Consider the following 19,382-nt stretch of genomic DNA (forward strand, 5'->3'; position numbering starts at 1 on the left):
TTAATCTCCGTGTCACCTCCGAGGAACGGCCCGTCGGTGTGCGCACTCCACGGGCCCAACACGACCCACCGCCTTGTTCGTTGTGTTTTTTCAACCTCCCCTGGAGGAACCGATCGTGTTGTCCCCCACGAAGACGAGAGTGTCGCTGCTCGCGTCCGGCGCGGCCGTCGCCGGGCTGCTGATCAGCTCCCTCGCCGGCGGTGTCTCGTACGCCGCCGACAACGAGAGCTGTCGCCCGGACGGTCTGTACAAGACCCCGGGTGTCGACGTCCCGTACTGCTCGGTCTACGACACCGAGGGCCGCGAGAAGATGGGCGCGGACCACCAGCGCCGCGTCATCGGCTACTTCACCGGCTGGCGTACCGGCAAGAACGGCGAGCCCGCCTACCTCGCCAACAACATTCCGTGGGACAAGATCACCCACATCAACTACGCCTTCGGGCACGTCGGTTCCGACAACAAACTGTCCGTCGGGGCGGACGGGCCGAACAACGCCGCCACCGGGATGACCTGGCCGGGCGTCGCGGGCGCCGAGATGGACCCGGGCTTCGCCTACAAGGGCCACTTCAACCTGCTGAACAAGTTCAAGAAGCAGCACCCGGACGTCAAGACGCTGATCTCGGTCGGCGGCTGGGCGGAGACCGGCGGCTACTTCGACGACAACGGCACCCGGGTGAACTCCGGCGGCTTCTACTCGATGGCCACCAACGCCGACGGCTCGGTCAACCAGGCCGGCATCGACACCTTCGCGGACTCGGCCGTCGCCTTCATCAAGAAGTACGGCTTCAACGGCGTCGACATCGACTACGAGTACCCGACGACGATGAAGGACGCGGGCAACCCGCTCGACTGGCAGCTCGCCAACGCCCGCCGCGCGGGCCTGGTCAAGGGCTACGACGCCCTGATGAAGTCGCTGCGCGAGAAGCTGGACCGGGCCGGCGCCGCCGACGGCAAGCACTACCTGCTGACCGTCGCCGCGCCCTCCTCCGGCTACCTGCTGCGCGGCATGGAGACCTTCCAGATGCAGAAGTATCTGGACTACGTCAACATCATGTCCTACGACCTGCACGGCGCCTGGAACGAGTACGTCGGTCCCAACGCCTCGCTCTTCGACGACGGCAAGGACGGCGAGCTGGCCGCGGCGGGCGTCTACGGCTCGCAGCAGTACGGCGGCATCGGCTACCTCAACACCGACTGGGCGTACCACTACTTCCGCGGCTCGATGCCGGCCGGCCGGATCAACATCGGCCTGCCGTACTACACCCGCGGCCACAAGAACGTGCAGGGCGGCACCGACGGCCTGTGGGGCAAGGCCACCGCGACCACCTGCCCGGCCGGCGCGGGCCTGACCAAGTGCGGTGACGGCGCCGTCGGCATCGACAACCTGTGGCACGACAAGGACACCAACGGCGCCGAGTCGCCGGCCGGTTCCAACCCGATGTGGCACGCCAAGAACCTGGAGAAGGGGATCGTCGGCGACTACGTCACGCAGTACGGCTTCCCCGCCAACACCACGCTGACCGGCACCTACGCCCGCAAGTACGACTCGACCCTGGTCGCGCCGTGGCTGTGGAACGCGCAGAAGAAGGTCTTCCTCTCCACCGAGGACGAGCAGTCGGTGGCCGCCAAGGCCGACTACGTGGTCAGCAAGGGCATCGGCGGCACGATGGTCTGGGAGATGGCCGGCGACTACGACTGGAACGCCGGCAAGGGCCAGTACGAGATGGGTGACACGCTCACCTCGCTCATGTACGACAAGTTCAAGACGGCCACCCCGTACGGCGCGAAGAAGTCCAACGCCACGCTGCCGACCCAGGCCGTGAACGTGGGCGTGGAGTTCACCGAGTTCAAGCTGGGCGACTCCAACTACCCGATCACGCCCAAGCTGAAGATCACCAACAACACCGCGACCACCCTGCCGGGCGGCACGGAGTTCCAGTTCGACTACTCCACGGCGGCCCCGGCCAACGCCTCCGACCAGTCCGGCTTCGGTACGAAGGTCATCAGCAGTGACCACACCGGGAACAACGTGGGCGGTCTGAAGGGCGACTTCCACCGGGTCTCGCTGAAGCTCCCGGCCTGGCAGACGCTGGCCCCCGGCGCCTCGGTGGACCTGGCGTTCAACTACTACCTGCCGGTGTCCACGCCGTCGAACTGGACGGTCAACATCAGCGGTACGACGTACGCGCTCGCCGGTGACCTGGCGCGCGGTGTGACGGTGGTGGAGCCGGGCACGACCACCCCGCCCACGACGCCGCCGACCACGCCCCCCACCACCCCGCCGACGACTCCCCCGACCACGCCGCCCACCACGCCTCCGACGGGTGGCACGTGCACCGCTCCGGCGTACGTGGCCGGCACGGTCTACAACGGCGGCACCGAGGTCTCCCACAAGGGCCGCAAGTGGAAGGCCCAGTGGTGGACGCAGAACGAGGAGCCGGGCACGACCGGCGAGTGGGGCGTCTGGAAGGACCTCGGCGCCTGCTGACGCCCTGACCTCCTCCCCGTAAGCGCCCGGCGGCGGTTCTCACGGCCCTTGCCGCCGCCGGGTCCTCCCGCTCTTCGCCGCGGTCCGCATGTGCGGGCCGCGGCGAAGGCGTTCACCCTGGAACCATGACCACGTTTCTGGTGACCGGAGGTACGGGGACGCTCGGCCACCCCGTCTGCGAACGACTGCGCGGGGCCGGCCACGAGGTGCGCGTCCTGAGCCGGCACGCGCCGCCATACGCGGTCGACCTGCGCAGGGGCGGGCCGCTCCTGGACCGGGCGGTCCGGGGCGTGGACACGGTCGTCCACTGCACGAACATCCTGCGGGGCGACGACCAGGCGGTCCGGAACCTGCTCGACGCCGCGCGCCGGGCCGAGGTCCGGCACCTGGTCTACATCTCGATCGTCGGCGTGGACCGGGTGCCGCTGCCGTACTACAAGGCCAAACGGGCGGCGGAGCGACTGATCGAGCAGTCCGGGATCGACTGGACGATCCTGCGGACGACCCAGTACCACGACCTGATCCTGCGGCTCCTGGCCGGCCTCGCGAAGCCGCCGGTGATGCTGGTCCCCAAGGACGTGCCGGACCAGCCGATGGAGGTCACGGAGGCCGCCGAACGCCTCGCGGAGCTGGCCCAGGGCGAGCCCGCGGGCCGGGCGGAGGACATGGGCGGCCCCGAGGTCCGTACGCTCGCCGAACTGGCGGCCGCGTATCTGAGGGCGACCGGCACGGACCGCAAGATCGTGGAGGTCCCGCTCGCGGGCAAGGCGTACCAGGGGCTGCGCGACGGCGGCCACCTCGCCCCGGAGCAGGCGGTGGGCCGGGTGACCTTCGAGGAGTTCCTGCGGACCCGATTCGGCGACACCCCGCACGAGACCCCTCAGGGGAAGAGCGCGTCCTGAGCCGCGTCGCGGGCGGCAAGGAGGGCGCCGCGCAGGACCGCCGTGTCGCCGAGAGTGGTGGCGCGGACCTCCGTACGGAGCGGGGAGAGCCGGGCGACCTCGGCCTCGACGCGGGCGGCGAGTGCCGGGCCGCCCAGATGGCCGGTCCGGCCGCCGAGGACCACGCAGCCCGGGTCGAGGACCGAGGCGACGGCGGCCGCGCCGACCGCGAGCCGACGGGCGAGGGCGTCCAGGAACGGGCCGTGCCCGGAGGAGAGCGCACCGGCCGGGTCGAGGCCGTGCTCCCCGGCGAGGGCCTCCACCGCGGCCGTGCAGGCCAGCTCGTGGAAGCCGCCCTCGCAGCCGGTGGCCGAGGGCAGCCCGGAGGTGCCGGGCACCGGCAGGAAGCCGAGTTCGCCCGCCCCGCCCGAGGCCCCGCGGCGCAGCCGGCCGTCCAGGACGACGGCCGCGCCGACGCCCTGGCCGAGCCAGAGCAGCACGAAGGTGTCCCGGTCGCGGGCGGCGCCGATCCGCTGCTCCGCGACGGCCGCGAGGTTGGTCTCGTTCTCGACGAGCACGGTCGCGGGCAGCCGTTCCTGGAGCGCGGCCATCAGCCGTCTGTGCCACTCGGGCAGCCCCGAGGAGTCCCGCAGCTCCCCCGTCGCCGGGTCGATCAGGCCGGGCGCGCCGACGACGACACTGTGGAGTCGCTCCGCGCCCGCCGATTTCGCGGTCCGCTCCAGGAGCGCGACGGCCTTCTCGACGGCCGGCCCGGTCCCGTCCTCCCCGCCGATCGGGGCCGAGGCCTCGGCGAGCGTCGTGCCGAGCAGGTCGGCGACGGTGAGGGCCACGGAGTCGGTGCGCACGTCGAGCGCTGCCAGGTACGCGCGGTCGGCGACGATCCCGTAGAGCTTGGCGTTGGGGCCGCGGCGCTCCGCGCCGGACTCCCCCACGACGCCGACGAGCCCGGAGGCCCGGAGCCGCTCGACGAGGTCGGCGACGGTGGGCCGGGAGAGCCCGGTCAGGGTCTTCAGCTGGGTGGCCGTCAACGGGCCCTCGTCCTGGAGCAGTCGCAGGGCGAGCCGGTCGTTGAGGGCTCGGGCGGTGCTCGGGGATGCGGCCATGCCGGGATCCTCTCAGACGCGTGCGCACGGTCTTCGCCTTACCCACTATTTATCAGGCAGGGTTCCTGATAGTTTACCGCCCACCAACCGAGGGAGGGCAACATGGCGGGCGAGACCGTCTTCACCACCGAACGACTGCGGCGGGCTCGGTTCGCCGTCGCCGCCGTCTTCTGCGTCCACGGCGCGGTCACCGGCAGCTTCGCCACCCGCATCCCGTGGATCCAGGACCACGCGGGCGTCAGCGCGGGCCAGCTCGGCCTCGCCCTGGCCTTCCCCGCGATCGGCGCCTCGCTCGCGATGCCGCTGGCCGGCGCGATCAGCCACCGCTTCGGGGCCCGCACCGCCCTGCGCGGCCTCCTCGCGCTCTGGACGATGGCCCTCACCCTGCCGTCGCTCGCCCCCAACATCTACGGGCTCTGCGCGGTGCTCTTCGTCTACGGCGCCACTGCCGGCATGTCCGACGTGGCGATGAACGCCCTCGGGGTCGAGACCGAGAACCGGCTCGGCAAGTCGATCATGTCGAGCCTGCACGGCATGTGGAGCGTGGGCGCGCTGATCGGCTCCGCCGCCGGCACCGTCGCCGCCCACGTGGGCGGGGACGCCCGGCTGCACCACCTGATCGCGGCGCTCGTCCTGACCGCGCTGGGCCTGTTCTTCTGCCAGGGCGTCCTCGACCTGCAGTCCACCCCGGAGGAGGAGGCGCCGCCGCGCTTCTCGCTGCCCCCGAAGTCCGCCCTGATCATCGGCGCGATCGGCTTCTGCGCGGTGTTCGCCGAGGGCGCCAGCCTGGACTGGTCGGCCGTCTACCTCCGGGACGAGCTGGGCTCGTCGGCCGGTGTCGCGGCGGCCTCCACCACCGCCTTCGCGCTGACCATGGCGATCGCCCGGCTCGCCGGCGACCGCGTGGTGGACCGGTTCGGCGCGGTGCGGACGGTACGGGTCGGGGGCGTCGCCGCGACCGTGGGCGGGCTGCTGGTGGTCCTCGCCCCGCACGCCGCCGTGGCGATGGCCGGTTTCGGACTCATCGGCCTCGGTGTCGCGGTCGTCGTACCGCTGGCGTTCGCGGCGGCCGGGAAGAGCGGCCCGAACCCGAGCCAGGCCATCGCGGGCGTCGCCACCATCACGTACACCTCGGGTCTCATCGCCCCCTCGGCCATCGGCGGCATCGCCGACGCGACCTCGCTGATCTTCTCCTTCGGCCTGGTCACCCTGCTCGCCCTCGGTCTGGTGCTCGGCGCCGGAGTGCTCCGCTCCGCGGGCGGGGCCACGACCGCCCGGGCGGCGAGCGGCAGCCCGGCGACGAGCTCAGGGAAGGTCTCGTAGCCCTCCGACTGGGCGTCGGGACCCCGGTGACCTGCGGCGCACTACCATGTGTCTGATCTTTTTCGGCCGATCTGCCGCTGTTTCGCGCGGCGGACCGGCCGGCCGTCACCGGAGAACTGGAGCGACCACATGAACCTCGGCGTGCGCTGGACCCTGCACGGCGACGGACGAACACCCGCTCCAGGAGCCGTCGTCCGCCCGGACGAGCGGCTCTCCTGGCCCCGTACGGCCGGCCTCGGCGCCCAGCACGTGGTCGCGATGTTCGGCGCCTCCTTCGTGGCGCCCGTCCTGATGGGGCTCGACCCGAACCTCGCCATCATGATGTCCGGCGTCGCGACGGTGATCTTCCTGCTCGCGACGCGCGGCACGATCCCCAGCTACCTGGGCTGCTCGCTCTCCTTCGTCGGTGTCGCCGCGGCGATCCGGGCCTCGGGCGGCGACAGCGCGACCGTCACCGGCGCGGTCCTCGTCGTCGGCGCGGTGCTGTTCCTGGCGGGCCTCGCGGTGCGGAAGTTCGGCGCGCGGATCATCCACACGGCGATGCCGCCGATCGTGACCGGCGCGGTCGTGATGCTGATCGGCTTCAACCTCGCCCCGGTCACCGCCGCCACCTACTGGCCGCAGGACCAGTGGACGGCGCTGCTGGTCATGCTCTTCACCGGCCTGGCCGTGGTCTGTCTGCGCGGATTCTGGTCGCGCATCGCGATCTTCCTCGGCCTGATCTTCGGCTACGCCATCTCCTGGGTCTTCGACCTGGTCTTCGGCAAGATCCACTCGATGTCGCCGAGCGGCGAGGTCACCGACCACTGGCGGCTCGACCTCTCCGGCGTCTCCCAGGCCGACTGGATCGGCCTGCCGTCCTTCCACGGACCGAGCTTCGAGTGGTCGGCGATCCTCGTCGCGCTGCCGGTCGTGATCGCCCTCATCGCCGAGAACGCCGGTCACGTCAAGGCGGTCGGCGAGATGACCGGCGACCCGCTGGACGACAAGCTCGGCACCGCCATCGCCGCCGACGGCGCCGCCTCGATGCTGTCCACCGCCGTGGGCGGCCCGCCGAACACCACGTACTCCGAGAACATCGGCGTCATGGCGGCCACCCGCGTCTACTCCACCGCGGCCTACTGGGCCGCGGCCGGCTTCGCCCTGCTCTTCGGTCTCTGCCCCAAGTTCGGCGCGGTCGTGGCCGCGATCCCGGGCGGGGTGCTCGGCGGTATCACGGTGATCCTGTACGGCATGATCGGCCTGCTCGGCGCCCAGATCTGGATCAACGCCAAGGTGGACCTGCGCAACCCGCTCAACCTGGTGCCGGCCGCGGCGGGCATCATCATCGGCGTCGGCGGGGTCAAGCTGACCTTCACCGACACCTTCGAGCTCGGCGGCATCGCGCTGGGCACGATCGTCGTCATCACCGGCTACCACGTGCTGCGGGCCTTCGCCCCGGCGCACATGAAGCAGCAGGAGCCCCTGCTCGACTCCGGCACCAGCTCGTACGAGAGCGGTACGGACGAGGAATCCGCCACCAAGTCCTAGCCAGGTTCGCCCGTTCTGGGGAAGCCGGGCCGGAGGAGTTCCCTCCCGGGCCCGGCTGCTGGGACGCTGCTGCCCATGGCGCAGACCACGCAGATCGGGCAGTTCACCGCCGTCGACCCGGTGGTGGAGCGGATGCGGTCCATCCGCTCGGCCTGGCATCCCGCCGACGGCGTCGGCGTCTTCAACCGGGTCTATCTGACCGTCACGGAGGAGATCGGCCGGGCCATCGCCGCCGGTACGTTCGCCGACCGGCGGGCGGCCGCGACCCTCGACGTGCGGTTCGCCGAGCGCTACCTCGCGGTCGTCGACGCCGTCTCCACCGGCGCCCCCGCGCCGGCCTGCTGGCGCCCGCTCTTCCACTACCGGCGCCATCCCGGCGTACGGCCGCTGCAGTTCGCGCTGGCCGGGATCAACGCGCACATCGGGCACGACCTGGCACTCGCCGTGGTCGACACCTGCCGGACGCTCGACTGCGCGCCGCACGACCTGGAGGACGAGTTCGACCGGGTCGGCGACATCCTCGTGCTGCTCGAAGAGCGCATCAGGGAGGAAGTGATGCCGGGCCCGGACCTCCTGGAGATCACGGACCCGTTGACCCATCTGCTGGGCTGCTGGAGCCTCGACCGGGCCCGCGACGGAGCCTGGCTGGCGGCCCGCTCGCTCTGGCAGCTGCGCGAACTGCCCGACCTGGCCGAGGAGTTCACCGAACGCCTCGACCGGTCGGTGGGCCTGGTGGGACGGATGCTGCTCACCCCACTGGCCGCCCCGAGGGGCTAGGGACACCCGCCCGGGACCGTCAGTCCTCGGGGAGCTCGACCGGGGCGATCTCGTCGTAGACGTCGCCCGGGCCCGGGTTGGTGGCGTCGGTCGAGCCACCGAAGTGGTGCATGACGCCCCACACGGCGTTGAGCGCGGTCTGCACGGCGCCCTCGGCCCAGCCGGCCGTCCAGGAGATGTCGTCGCCCGCGAGGAAGATGCCCCGCTTGTCCTCCGGCAGCCGGTCCTGCATGAAGTGCGTGAACAGGCGGCGCTGGTAGCGGTAGTGGCCCGGCAGGTTCGCCTTGAAGGCGCCCATGAAGTAGGGCTCGTTCTCCCAGGAGACCGTCACCGGGTTGCCGATGATGTGCTTCCGGATGTCGACCTTCGGGTAGATCTCGCCGAGCGACTTCAGCATGACCTCCATCCGCTCGTTCGCGGAGAGCGGCAGCCACTTGAGGCTGTCGTCGCACCACGTGTACGAGAGGCAGATCGTGGCCGGCTTGTCCGGGCCGTCGTCCAGGAGATACGTGCCGCGGGTCATCCGGTCGGTCAGCGTCATCGACATGACGTCCCGGCCGGTCTCCTCGTCCTTGTCCAGCCAGAACGGCCGGTCCACGGGCACGAAGAGCTTCGAGGACTCCATGTAGTGGGTGCGCTCGATCGCGGTCCAGTGGTCGATCGGGAAGAGCGAGTCGTCACAGGCGATCTTGGAGAGCAGCATCCACGACTGTGCGGTGAAGATGGCCGCCTGGTACGTACGGATGTCACCGGAGGCGTCCGTGACCGTGATCCGGTTGCCCGCGGTGCGGTTCAGCCGGGTGACGGCCGGCTTCGGGGCGCCCTCGTGCAGGGAGCTGAGCGAGGTGCCCTGCGCCCAGTGGACGATCTTCTCCGGCTCGCGCTCCCACAGGCGCAGCGGCAGCTGCTGCGAGCCGCCCACGATCCCGCGGTGGTGGTCGTCGGCCTCGGTGTAGACGACCCGGAGGATCTCCAGGATGGAGTTGGGGAAGTCGGTGTCCCAGCCGCCGGTGCCGAAGCCGACCTGGCCGAAGATCTCGCGGTGCCGGAAGGACTTGAAGGACTCGGACTCGCAGAGGAAGCCGTAGAAGGTCTGGTTGTCGAGCTTCTCGACGAGCTTGGACCAGATCTCGCGGATGCGCGGGACGTCCCGCTCGCGCATGGCCTGGTTCATGTCGGAGAAGTCGGCGCCCTCGTCCAGGCAGGCGTTCCACGCGTTCATCACGTCGCGGTAGACCTGCGGCAGGTCGTCCACGGTCTGTGCGTAGTGCGACTCGCCCTTGAGGTCGACGACGGTCGACGGGGTGGACTCGGCGAGCGGGTTGGGGAACGGCTGCGTCTCCAGGCCCACCAGGTCGATGTAGTGCTGGAACGCGGTGGAGGAGGGCGGGAAGCGCATGGCGCCCATCTCCGCCGTGAGGCCCTCGGTGCCGGTGCCCTCGAAGCCGACGGTCCGCAGCCGGCCGCCGATCTGGTCGGCCTCGTAGACGACGGGCTTGAGGCCCATCTTCATCAGCTCGTACGCGGCGATGATGCCCGACAGACCGCCACCGATGACGGCGACCTCGGTGCCGTGCTCGGTCGCGGGTATCTGGCCGAGCCCGGCCGGGTGGGCCAGGAAGTCGTCGTAGGCGTACGGGAAGTCCGGACCGAACATGGTGATCGGCGGCTGGCCGTCGCTGTGCGGGACGGCGGTCGTGGGCACCGTGGACGTCATGGGGTACGGACTCCTTGCGGGAAAAGCGGGAAAGCGGGGGCGGGAAGAAGGGGGGCGGCTCAGACGAGGGAGCCGTAGAGGCCCGGGCGCCGGTCGCGGAGGTAGGGGTTGTCCTTGCGCGAGGCGGCGAGGAGGGCGGGGTCGACGTCGCCGACGACGAGGTCCTCGCCGCGGCCGGCCCTGACCCGGGCGGTGCCGTCGGGCGCGGCCAGCGTGGAGAGGCCGACGAACTCGAAGTCGCCCTCGGGGCCGGTCCGGTTGGCGTACGCGATGTAGAGCTGGTTCTCGAAGGCGCGCACGGGGACGACGGACTCGGGCACGACCTCGGCGGGGTGCATCAGCGCGGTCGGTACGAGGAGGAGGTCGGTACCGGCCAAGGCGTGCGCCCGGACGTTCTCGGGGAACTCGACGTCGTAGCAGATCATCATCGAGACCGTGAGGCCGCCGAGCTCGGTCTGGGCGACGACGTCCTCGCCTGGCGTGAACCAGTGGTGCTCGAAGTCGCCGAAGAGGTGGGTCTTGCGGTAGCGCAGGAGGGTGGCTCCGTCGGCGCCGATGAGCTGGGCCGCGTTGTAGAGGACGCCGTGCTGCTCGGTGTCGCGCTCCGGGTAGCCGTAGCCGATGGCCAGGTCGTGGCGGGCGGCGAGGGCGGCGACGGCGCGGGCGGAGGGGCCGTCGGCCGGTTCGGCCAGACGGGCCATGTCGGCGCCGATGGCGTAGCCGGTGAGGAAGAGCTCGGGGGCGAGCAGCAGGTCGGCTCCCGCGGCGGCCGCGCGGGCGGCGGCCTCGTCGAGGACCTTGAGGTTGGCGGCCACGTCGCCGAGCTCACCGGAGCTCTGGAGCAGGGCGGTACGCAGCGCGGGCATGGACCATCCTCGAGGGTCGGAGTACAGGGGGAAGCCGTTAAAAACGGTACGGTTCCGGGCTCGGCCGGGACAAGGCGGGACCGTTGCGGACCGACCGTCGAACCGTTGCGCGATCGGCCGTCGTCCCGGTGATTCGTTGCGTACGGCTCCGGCGACGGTCGTACGGCCCCTCCGCCGCGCGGCGGAGCACGGACCGTTCCCTGGCCCGACGCCCCGGCGCGGCCCGGCCGGAAGAGTGGTGGTCGTCCGGTTGACCTGCCGAAAGGACCAAGATGAACCGCCGTACGAAGATCGCCGCCCTGGCCGCCGCACTGCTGATCACCGCCGGCGCCGCGGGCTCCGCCGTCGCCTCGGGCGACGGGCGGGGCGGCAGCCGGGAGGCCGCCGCGCTGACGGGCACGGCGAAGCTGTACCGGCCGGCCGGGGACGACATCACGTTCACCTTCGACGCCCACCTGGCGGCGAAGGACCGACAGGACCCGATGGCCGCCACCGGCACGTTCAGCTTCAGCCACTACAAGGGCGACTGGGGAGGCACCGCGAAGGTGAAGGTCGACTGCCTCACCACGGGCGGCAAGGTGGCCGTCGTCACCGGGGTGGTCGTCGAGACCGATGTGAAGGAGTTCCAGGACAAGCGCGTCGGCGTGACGGTGCACGACAACGGCAGGAACGACCGGCTCGGCTACTCCTGGGCGTCCTCGGACCCGGCGAAGGACGTGGTGCCGCCGTGCCTCAGCGGCGCGCCCTTCGAGAAGGTCAAGGCCGGCACGGGCGACTTCAAGGTCCTCCCCTGGGAGTTCGTCTACCCGACCGAATAGCCCGAAGGGCGGCGCGGGAACCACGGCCCGCGCCGCCCTTCGTCCCGCCGCCCGCCGGGGCTACGCGGGCGAGCCGGAGGAGAAGCGCCGCAGCAGCGGCGAGAGCACCAGGACGGACTTGGTGCGCTCCACGAACGGCTCGCCCGCGATCCGCTCCAGGACCCGCTCGAAGTGGCGCATGTCGGAGGCGAAGACCTGGACGACGGCGTCCGCGTCGCCGGTGACGGTCGACGCGGACACCACCTCGGGGTACCGCTCCAGACCTCGCCTGATGTCGTCCGGCGAGGTGTTGTGGCGACAGTAGATCTCGACGAATCCCTCGGTCTCCCAGCCGAGCGCCGCCGGGTCCACCCGTACGGTGAAGCCGGTGATGGCGCCCTCGGCCCGCAGCCGGTCCACGCGCCGCTTGACGGCGGGCGCGGACAGGCCGACGAGCGAACCGATGTCGGCGTACGAGCGGCGGGCGTCCTCCGCGAGGGCGTGGACGATGCGTTCGTCGAGGTCGTTGAGTCGCACTACGGGTGGATCACTTCTCTGTCTGGACGGCCCCGGCTTCGGTGGCCAGGCGGGAGCGGCGCATGCCGTACAGGAAGTAGAACACGAGGCCCGCGGCCATCCAGCAACCGAAGACCACCCAGGTGACCGAGTCCAGGCTGAACATGTTGTAGACGCAGAACCCGAAGCCGAGGATCGGGAAGGTCCAGCCCAGCGGCACACGGAAGGTGCGGTCCATGTCCGGACGGGTGCGGCGCAGGACGATCACCGCGATGTTGACCAGGGCGAAGGCGAACAGGGTGCCGATGCTGGTGGCGTCGACGAGCTTGCCCAGCGGGATGACGGAGGCGAGGGCGGCGCAGAACAGCGAGACGATGACGGTGTTCACGCGCGGGGTGCCGGTCTTGCCGCTGACCTTGCCGAAGACCTTGGGCACGAGGCCGTCGCGGGACATCGCGAACAGCACGCGGGTCTGGCCGTAGAGGACGGTCAGCACGACGCTGGCGATCGAGATGACGGCGCCGGCGGCGAGCAGGGTGCCCCAGAACTTCTGGCCGCTGACGTCGTTCATGATCGCGGCGAGCGAGGCCTCGGAGCCCTCGAAGTCCTTCCAGTTCCACGCGCCGACGGCGACGGCCGCGACGAGGACGTAGAGGACGGTGACGATGAGCAGCGAGAGCATGATCGCGCGGGGCAGGTCGCGCTTCGGGTTCTTCGCCTCCTCACCGGCGGTGGAGGCGGCGTCGAAGCCGATGTACGAGAAGAAGAGGCTCGCTCCGGCGGCGCTGACGCCGGCCATGCCGAGCGGCATGAAGTCGGCGTAGTTGCCGGACTTGAAGCCCATGAAGCCGATGGCGCAGAAGAGGACGAGCGCGGCGATCTTCACGAACACCATGACGGTGTTGACGAGCGCGGACTCGCGGGCGCCGCCGAGCAGGAAGACCATCGCGAGCAGGACGACGATCAGGCCCGGCAGGTTGAGGATGCCGCCCTCACCGGGGGCGGAGGAGAGCACGTCGGGGATGGTGACGCCGATCGTGCCGTCGAGCAGCTCGTTGAGGTACTCGCCCCAGCCGACCGCCACGGCGGCGACGGAGACGCCGTACTCCAGGACCAGGCACCAGCCGCAGACCCAGGCGACGAGTTCACCCATCGTTGCGTACGCATACGAGTACGAGGAACCCGCGACCGGTATGGAGCCGGCCAGCTCGGCGTACGAGAGGGCCGAGAAGAGCGCGGTGAGACCGGCGATGACGAAGGCGATCGTGACGGCGGGGCCGGCCTTCGGGACTGCGTCGCCGAGGACGACGAAGATGCCGGTGCCGAGCGTGGCACCGATGCTGATCATGGTGAGCTGCCACATCGACAGCGAGCGGCGGAGCGAGCCGCCCTCACCCTGGCCACCCTCGGCGACCAGGCGTTCTACCGGCTTGCGCCGGGTCAGGGCGGAGAGCCCGGAGGTCTTGGGGACGGTCGGCTCGGTGGCCGGTGAGGCTGTGCCTTGATCCAGCACTGCGAAGGCTCCTTGATCGCTGCCTGTCGAAATGCGACGACCACGGCGGTACGCGGGCAGCACGAATGAGCCCGCGAGGGAAGGGGGAACCGCCGAGAAGGCGGTCGCCGCCACTCCTGGTACGAGGCATGAGCCTAAGCCCACGCGCTTCGCGCTCGTAATGCAGGGTTGTTGCGCACCCACAGAAGATCATTGCGCGCTCGCGGCCCAGACGGGGAAACATTGCGCCCCACCGCATGAATCGGCACATTGGGGCCCGAACGGGGGTGTGAAGCGGGTCCCGCGTGCGCATTGACTCCTCGTGCCCGATGAACGACTCTGCGAGCCCTCGGCGTCCCCTCGATCGGAGGCTTCGGTGGGCTGGCTGGAACCCGCTCCCTTCCTGCGCGGCACGGCCTGGCTGGACGGTGGCCGGGCCGTCCGCGCCGACCCCGACGATCTGGCCCGGCTGCCCCGGGACACCGCCGAGCGGGCGGCGCTGCCGATCGGCGTACGGGTGGAGTTCACGGCCTCGCCGGACACGCGCGCGGTCGAGCTGCGCTACCGCGCGGCCGTTCCCGGCCGCGGGGACGCGATGGGCGCGCTGCGGCACTGCTTCGCGCTCTGGCGGGACGGGGCCTGCGTGGGTGAGAGCTTCGCCGACCCGGCGGCGGAGGGCACGGTCGCGCTCGAACTCCCGCCCGGGGGCGGGACGTTCGCGGTCCATCTGCCGGAGAGCCAGGCTCCGGTGGTGCTCGGGCTGCGGGCGCGCGAGGGCGCCCTCTCCCCCGCCCCGAGGCGGCCGCGCTGGCTGGTGCACGGGGACTCGATCACCGAGGGCTGGTGGTCGACCCGGCCCGCGCACTCCTGGCCGGCCACGGCGGGGCGGGCGCTGGGCCTGGACACGGTCAACCTCGGCTTCGCGGGCGGGGCGCGCGGCGAGCTGCCGCTGGCCGAACAGCTCGCGAGCCTCCCGGGCAAGCTCGTGACCCTCGCCTTCGGCACCAACTGCTGGTCCAGGGCGCCCAGTTCGGCCGGGTGGCTGTACGAGACGGTACGGGCCTACGTGGGCCTGGTGCGCCGGGGCCACCCGGACGCCCCGCTGCTGATCCTCTCCCCCGTCCTGCGCCCCGAGGCCGAGGCCGCCCCCAACGCCCTGGGCGCCACGCTGGCGGAGCTGCGCACGGCCATGGAGGCCGCGGGCCGGGACCTCGCGGCGGAGGGCGACGGGCGGCTCCTGGTGCTCTCCGGCCGCCCCCTGCTCGACCCGGAGGACCTGGCGGACGGCCTGCACCCCAACGACCGGGGCCACGCCCGGATCGCGGCGGCGGTCGCGGGGGCGCTGGGCCCGTACGTACCCGGGTGAGACGGCGGTGGACACGCAGGAGCCCCCGCGAGTCGGAACTCGCGGGGGCTCTCCTTGCGACGGGGTGACTAGCTCCAGCTGGCGTGCAGCGGCTTGCCCTCGGCGTAGCCGGCGGCGCTCTGGATGCCGACCACGGCCTTCTCCTCGAACTCGGCGAGGGAGGCCGCGCCCGCGTAGGTGCAGGAGGAGCGGACACCGGCGATGACCGAGTCGATCAGGTCCTCGACGCCCGGGCGGGCCGGGTCGAGGAACATCCGCGAGGTGGAGATGCCCTCCTCGAAGAGCGCCTTGCGGGCCCGGTCGTACGCGGACTCCTCGCTCGTGCGGTTGCGCACGGCGCGGGCGGAGGCCATGCCGAACGACTCCTTGTACGCACGGCCCTGGGCGTCGTGCTGGAGGTCGCCCGGGGACTCGTAGGTCCCGGCGAACCAGGAGCCGATCATCACGTTGGACGCACCGGCGGCCAGCGCCATGGCGACGTCGCGCGGGTGGCGGACACCGCCGTCGGCCCAGACGTGCTTGCCGTACTTCTTCGCCTCGGCGGCGCACTCCAGGACGGCGGAGAACTGCGGGCGGCCGACACCGGTCATCATGCGCGTGGTGCACATGGCGCCGGGGCCCACCCCGACCTTGATGATGTCCGCGCCGGCGTCGATGAGGTCCTTGACGCCCTCGGCGGCGACGATGTTGCCGGCGACGATCGGGACCTGCGGGTCCAGGGCGCGCACGGCCTTGATCGCGGAGATCATCGACTCCTGGTGGCCGTGGGCCGTGTCGATGACGAGCGTGTCGACGCCCGCGTCGAGGAGCTGCTTGGCCTTGCCCACGAAGTCGCCGTTGATGCCGACGGCGGCGGCGATGCGCAGCTTGCCGTTCGCGTCGGTCGCGGGGGTGTACAGGGTCGCGCGCAGGGCGCCCTTGCGGGTCAGGATGCCGACGAGACGGCCGTCCTTGTCCACGGCCGGGGCGTAGCGGCGGTTGGCGTGGTCGAGCGTGTTGAACGCGTCGCGCGGCTCGATGTCGGCGTCGAGGAGCAGCAGGTCCTTCGACATGACCTCGGAGAGCTGCGTGAAGCGGTCCACGCCGGACAGGTCCGCGTCGGTGACGACACCGACCGGACGGCGGTCCTCGTCCACGACCACGCCGGCGTTGTGCGCGCGCTTGGGCAGCAGCGAGAGCGCGTCGGCGACGGTCTGGTGGGGCTCGAGGACGATCGGGGTGTCCAGGACGTGGTGGCGGCTCTTGACCCACGAGATGACGTCGGTGACGACCTCGATCGGGATGTCCTGGGGAATGACCACCAGGCCGCCGCGGCGGGCGACGGTCTCGGCCATGCGGCGGCCGGCGATCGCGGTCATGTTGGCGACGACCAGCGGGATCGTCGTCCCGGTCCCGTCCGGCGAGGCGAGGTCCACGCCCTGGCGGGAACCCACGGCCGAGCGGCTCGGCACCATGAAGACATCGTCGTACGTCAGGTCGTAGGGCGGCTTGACGTCATTGAGGAAACGCACGTGCTGACATCCCAGTCGTTCGGATCGGCCCCTAGGCATTTCAGCCAGGGGAAAAAGCACGTAGTTCATTGTCCCACGCCTGTGGCCGTGCCAGGCCCGGGCGTTTCATCCGAGGCTTGCCGGACCCCCTTCGTCCGATCCTCCAAGCGTGCTCTCCCGGGGGTTCCCCTGCGGGGTCCCCAGGGCGAGGAGGACGGTGAGGCCCGTGGTGCTGGTGTCGGCGGCCGTGGCGAAGACGTCCTGGGCGGTCTCCCAGTCGCTCGGCCGGGCCGTGGCATAAGCCTGCCACCCGGTGACGACGAGGGCCACAGGGCGGGGCAGATCGGTCAGGCAGTCGGCGAGGGCGTCCCAGTTCCGGCCGAACCAGCGCGGCAGCGCGAGGGCGCCCGCGCAGCGGTCCATGAAGGCGGCCTTGTCCACGACCCCGCGCAGATCGAGGACGACGGGGTCCCGCAGCGCCTCAGCGAGCTTCATCGGGCCGTACCTCCCGAAAGGTCTCGTAGTGGTCGTCGGTGTAGTAGACCTCGCCGCCCCGCCCGGTGACGAGACGCCGGGCGCCCCGGTCACGTTCGCCGGGGGTGCGGACGGTGTACTCCCGGTAGTAGCCGCGCTCGCGCCGGGGCAGGATCCGCTCGAAGTTGGAGAAGGTCGCGCCGTCCTTGGCGTACGGGAAGGGCCCGCCGCGCTCGATGAGCCGGAGGGTCGCCCGCGCCTCGTCCGGGAGCTCCGCGACCCGGACCGTCGCCAGACCGGAGGAGCCGGTGGGGGCCGTGGGGGCGGCGCTTCCGCCGCTCTCGGCGATGGAGCAGCCGACGAGCACGCCGACGCACAGGAAGAGCCCGAGGAGGGCGCGCAGGGGCCGGAGCAGCATGCCCCGACGCTACGACGAGCCAGGCCGCCCCGCCCGCCGTGCGCGCGGACGGGGGGCCGGTCGGGCCGGTGTCTCAGACGCCGTCCGGGTCGGCGCGCTCCAGCGCGGGGCGCGGGGCCGGGGCGGACTCGGTGAGGAGGTAGTCGGCGGCGGCCCGGTCGGTCACGAGGCTGGTGACGAGCCCGGAGCGGAGGACCGCCCCGATCGCCGCCGCCTTGCGCTGGCCGCCGGCGATCGCCACGACCTCGGGGATCCGGCGCAGCCGGTCCGCCTCGACCGTGATGCAGCGCTCGCCCAGGTCCCGGCCCACCCGGCGGCCCTCGGTGTCGAAGAGGTGGGCGGACATCTCGGCGGCGACACCGAGTGAGGCGTAGTGGGCGCGCTCCTCGTCGGTGAGCATGTCGTGCACGGTCGAGATGCCCGGCTCCCAGGAGCCGATGGAGACGCAGGCGACGGTGACCTTGTCGAAGTACTCGAAGGCGCGGGCGATGCCCGTCTGGTTGCGCAGCGCGGCCGCCGTGGCCGGGTCGGGCAGCAGCATCGGCGCGTAGATGGGGTGCGCCTCGCCGCCGGAGACCTGGGCGGCACGCCGTACCGCCTCGACGGAGCCGCGCTCGGCGGTCCCGGCGTCGTACACGCCGGTGAGCTGGACGACCGTGCACGGCGGCAGCCGGTCGAGGGCGGCGGCCATGTGGATGGTCGAGCGGCCCCAGGCGAGACCCAGGACGTCACCCTCGTTGACCAGCTCGCCGAGCAGGTCGGCGGCGACCTCGCCGAGGTTCTCCGGGTCGGGCGACTCGTCCTCGCCCTCCGCGGGGGACTCGACGACGACGGCGTGGCGGAGCCCGTAGCGGGCGCGGAGCGCGTCGGAGCGCTCGGCGTCCAGCTCGGCCGGGACGCGGATCTCGATCCTCACGAGGTCGCGTTCGAGCGCGGTCTCCAGGACCCGGGCCACCTTGAAGCGGCTCACGCCGAACTCCTCGGCGATCTGGATCTTGGACTTGCCCTCGAGGTAGAAGCGGCGCGCCATGGCCGCCGCCTGAACCAGCTCCGCGGGTCCCATCCGCAGGGCTGACCGTCCCGCCGAGATTCCCGCCACCGCGATCTCCTTAGCTCTGTTCACGTACCGCTGCTCACGTGCCGCGTCGTGGTGCTGGTCGTCGTACTGCCGTCGTGCTGCTGTCGTACTGCTCTGTGCTCAGGTCGTGCCGGGGCCGTTCACACTCTGGACCCGCTGTTCATCCTGTCAGATCCGGCGGGTCCCGATCGGTCCTGTCGGCGCCCCGACGGACCGCGTTCATCTGCCGGAGGGTCAGTGGCCACACGTCCACGCCGCCGTGGCGGTCGTGGCGTCGGCCTTGGCGCGGAGCGAGCGGACGGCCTCGGCCGGGTCGTGGGCGCCGTAGACGGCGGATCCGGCCACGAAGACGTCGGCGCCGGCCTCGGCGCACCGTTCGATGGTGGACTCGGCCACGCCGCCGTCGACCTGGAGCCACAGCTCAAGACCGTGCTTGGAGATCAGCTCACGGGTGCGGCGGATCTTGGGCAGCATGATGTCGAGGAAGGCCTGGCCGCCGAAGCCGGGCTCGACGGTCATGATCAGCAGCATGTCGAGCTCGGGGAGCAGGTCCTCGTAGGGCTCGATGGGCGTGGCGGGCTTGAGGGCCATCGAGGCCCGCGCCCCCTTGGCCCGGATCTCGCGGGCGAGCCGCACCGGGGCGGCGGCCGCCTCGACGTGGAAGGTGACGGACCCGGCGCCGGCCTCCACGTACTGCGGGGCCCAGCGGTCCGGGTCCTCGATCATGAGGTGGCAGTCCAGCGGGGTGTCCGTGGCCTTCGCGAGCGACTCGACGATCGGCACACCGAGGGTCAGGTTCGGGACGAAGTGGTTGTCCATGACATCGACGTGCAGCCAGTCGGCGCCGTCGACGGCCTTCGCCTCCTCGGCGAGGCGGGCGAAGTCTGCGGACAGGATGCTGGGGTTGATCTGCGCCATGTGCCAAGCCTGCCATGTTCTTGGGCACTTCTTTGCCGCGAAGCGGTTTCGGACCCGTATCTGGGCACCTCCGGACCCGATTCCGGCACGGAAGGCCGGGATGTAACCGACCTTCCGGGCCTTTCGG

17 protein-coding genes are annotated in these 19,382 nt (G+C 71.4%); 7 read left to right on the forward strand and 10 right to left on the reverse strand.

Annotation, left to right across the window (positions count from 1 at the left end; all coding sequences use genetic code 11):
* The first annotated feature begins 115 nt into the window (after positions 1 to 115).
* Both ACF09C_RS20705 and ACF09C_RS20710 read left to right on the forward strand, forming a co-directional pair.
* Positions 116 to 2,488, forward strand: coding sequence for a chitinase C-terminal domain-containing protein (locus ACF09C_RS20705; RefSeq protein ID WP_392093120.1), 2,373 nt, complete (start codon positions 116 to 118; stop codon positions 2,486 to 2,488).
* Positions 2,489 to 2,613: 125 nt separating this feature from the next.
* Positions 2,614 to 3,390, forward strand: a complete 777-nt coding sequence (locus ACF09C_RS20710) for an SDR family oxidoreductase (RefSeq protein WP_392093121.1) — start codon at positions 2,614 to 2,616, stop codon at positions 3,388 to 3,390.
* On the opposite strand, the gene ACF09C_RS20715 is transcribed toward ACF09C_RS20710, so the two are convergent.
* A complete protein-coding gene (locus ACF09C_RS20715) occupies positions 3,369 to 4,493 on the reverse strand; it encodes an ROK family transcriptional regulator (protein ID WP_392093123.1) in 1,125 nt (374 codons plus the stop codon). The two genes, ACF09C_RS20710 and ACF09C_RS20715, sit on opposite strands and share 22 nt — an antisense overlap.
* A 102-nt stretch (positions 4,494 to 4,595) precedes the next feature.
* On the opposite strand from ACF09C_RS20715, the gene ACF09C_RS20720 reads away from it, so the two are divergent.
* The 3 genes from ACF09C_RS20720 to ACF09C_RS20730 all read left to right on the forward strand — a co-directional run bounded on the left by ACF09C_RS20720 (position 4,596) and on the right by ACF09C_RS20730 (position 8,123).
* Entirely contained in the window at positions 4,596 to 5,816 is a 1,221-nt protein-coding gene (locus tag ACF09C_RS20720; protein ID WP_392093125.1) for an MFS transporter, read from the forward strand.
* A gap of 129 nt (positions 5,817 to 5,945) precedes the next feature.
* Positions 5,946 to 7,346: a uracil-xanthine permease family protein gene (locus ACF09C_RS20725; protein WP_392093127.1), complete on the forward strand. Its 1,401-nt coding sequence runs from the start codon at positions 5,946 to 5,948 to the stop codon at positions 7,344 to 7,346.
* A gap of 75 nt (positions 7,347 to 7,421) precedes the next feature.
* A complete protein-coding gene (locus ACF09C_RS20730) occupies positions 7,422 to 8,123 on the forward strand; it encodes a DUF5995 family protein (RefSeq protein ID WP_392093128.1) in 702 nt (233 codons plus the stop codon).
* A gap of 19 nt (positions 8,124 to 8,142) precedes the next feature.
* Here ACF09C_RS20730 and ACF09C_RS20735 read toward each other — a convergent pair whose 3' ends face one another.
* On the reverse strand, positions 8,143 to 9,840 hold the full coding sequence (locus ACF09C_RS20735) for a flavin monoamine oxidase family protein (RefSeq protein ID WP_392093130.1): 1,698 nt from the start codon (positions 9,838 to 9,840) through the stop codon (positions 8,143 to 8,145).
* Between the two features lie 59 nt (positions 9,841 to 9,899).
* Entirely contained in the window at positions 9,900 to 10,706 is an 807-nt protein-coding gene (locus ACF09C_RS20740) for a carbon-nitrogen hydrolase family protein (protein WP_392093132.1), read from the reverse strand.
* A 272-nt stretch (positions 10,707 to 10,978) separates the two neighbouring features.
* On the opposite strand from ACF09C_RS20740, the gene ACF09C_RS20745 reads away from it, so the two are divergent.
* Entirely contained in the window at positions 10,979 to 11,524 is a 546-nt protein-coding gene (locus ACF09C_RS20745) for a Repetin (protein ID WP_392093133.1), read from the forward strand.
* Positions 11,525 to 11,584: 60 nt separating this feature from the next.
* Here the strand turns inward: ACF09C_RS20745 and ACF09C_RS20750 are convergent, their stop codons facing one another.
* Positions 11,585 to 12,040, reverse strand: a complete 456-nt coding sequence (locus tag ACF09C_RS20750) for an Lrp/AsnC family transcriptional regulator (protein ID WP_015032260.1) — start codon at positions 12,038 to 12,040, stop codon at positions 11,585 to 11,587.
* Between the two features lie 10 nt (positions 12,041 to 12,050).
* A complete protein-coding gene (locus ACF09C_RS20755) occupies positions 12,051 to 13,532 on the reverse strand; it encodes an amino acid permease (protein ID WP_392093135.1) in 1,482 nt (493 codons plus the stop codon).
* A 355-nt stretch (positions 13,533 to 13,887) separates the two neighbouring features.
* Here ACF09C_RS20755 and ACF09C_RS20760 point away from each other — a divergent pair, with 355 nt between their 5' ends.
* Entirely contained in the window at positions 13,888 to 14,877 is a 990-nt protein-coding gene (locus ACF09C_RS20760; RefSeq protein WP_392093137.1) for a GDSL-type esterase/lipase family protein, read from the forward strand.
* A gap of 68 nt (positions 14,878 to 14,945) precedes the next feature.
* Here ACF09C_RS20760 and ACF09C_RS20765 read toward each other — a convergent pair whose 3' ends face one another.
* From ACF09C_RS20765 to rpe, 5 genes are all read right to left on the reverse strand, one after another.
* Complete coding sequence (locus ACF09C_RS20765; protein WP_392093138.1) at positions 14,946 to 16,388, reverse strand: GuaB1 family IMP dehydrogenase-related protein; 1,443 nt, start codon at positions 16,386 to 16,388, stop codon at positions 14,946 to 14,948.
* A 105-nt stretch (positions 16,389 to 16,493) separates the two neighbouring features.
* A complete protein-coding gene (locus tag ACF09C_RS20770; protein WP_392093139.1) occupies positions 16,494 to 16,862 on the reverse strand; it encodes a barstar family protein in 369 nt (122 codons plus the stop codon).
* Positions 16,849 to 17,259 (reverse strand): ribonuclease domain-containing protein, encoded by a 411-nt coding sequence (locus ACF09C_RS20775; RefSeq protein ID WP_392093141.1) that lies wholly within the window; start codon positions 17,257 to 17,259, stop codon positions 16,849 to 16,851. Before ACF09C_RS20775 ends, ACF09C_RS20770 begins: the two co-directional genes overlap by 14 nt.
* A 73-nt stretch (positions 17,260 to 17,332) precedes the next feature.
* Positions 17,333 to 18,349, reverse strand: coding sequence for a sugar-binding domain-containing protein (locus ACF09C_RS20780; protein ID WP_362420638.1), 1,017 nt, complete (start codon positions 18,347 to 18,349; stop codon positions 17,333 to 17,335).
* Positions 18,350 to 18,571: 222 nt separating this feature from the next.
* Positions 18,572 to 19,255: a ribulose-phosphate 3-epimerase gene (gene rpe, locus ACF09C_RS20785; RefSeq protein WP_392093143.1), complete on the reverse strand. Its 684-nt coding sequence runs from the start codon at positions 19,253 to 19,255 to the stop codon at positions 18,572 to 18,574.
* Between the last annotated feature and the right edge of the window lie 127 nt (positions 19,256 to 19,382).

Source organism: Streptomyces sp. NPDC014870 (genome assembly GCF_043081505.1).
Lineage (GTDB): Bacteria > Actinomycetota > Actinomycetes > Streptomycetales > Streptomycetaceae > Streptomyces.

Bases quoted from the DNA above. Each gene is read 5' to 3' on its own strand.
- ACF09C_RS20745 (WP_392093133.1), top strand. From the start codon at position 10,979: ATGAACCGCCGTACGAAGATCGCCGCCCTGGCCGCCGCACTGCTGATC.
- ACF09C_RS20740 (WP_392093132.1), bottom strand. From the start codon at position 10,706: ATGCCCGCGCTGCGTACCGCCCTGCTCCAGAGCTCCGGTGAGCTCGGC.
- ACF09C_RS20725 (WP_392093127.1), top strand. From the start codon at position 5,946: ATGAACCTCGGCGTGCGCTGGACCCTGCACGGCGACGGACGAACACCC.
- ACF09C_RS20770 (WP_392093139.1), bottom strand. From the start codon at position 16,862: ATGAAGCTCGCTGAGGCGCTGCGGGACCCCGTCGTCCTCGATCTGCGC.
- ACF09C_RS20735 (WP_392093130.1), bottom strand. From the start codon at position 9,840: ATGACGTCCACGGTGCCCACGACCGCCGTCCCGCACAGCGACGGCCAG.
- ACF09C_RS20715 (WP_392093123.1), bottom strand. From the start codon at position 4,493: ATGGCCGCATCCCCGAGCACCGCCCGAGCCCTCAACGACCGGCTCGCC.
- ACF09C_RS20720 (WP_392093125.1), top strand. From the start codon at position 4,596: ATGGCGGGCGAGACCGTCTTCACCACCGAACGACTGCGGCGGGCTCGG.
- ACF09C_RS20710 (WP_392093121.1), top strand. From the start codon at position 2,614: ATGACCACGTTTCTGGTGACCGGAGGTACGGGGACGCTCGGCCACCCC.
- ACF09C_RS20775 (WP_392093141.1), bottom strand. From the start codon at position 17,259: ATGCTGCTCCGGCCCCTGCGCGCCCTCCTCGGGCTCTTCCTGTGCGTC.
- rpe (WP_392093143.1), bottom strand. From the start codon at position 19,255: ATGGCGCAGATCAACCCCAGCATCCTGTCCGCAGACTTCGCCCGCCTC.
- ACF09C_RS20730 (WP_392093128.1), top strand. From the start codon at position 7,422: ATGGCGCAGACCACGCAGATCGGGCAGTTCACCGCCGTCGACCCGGTG.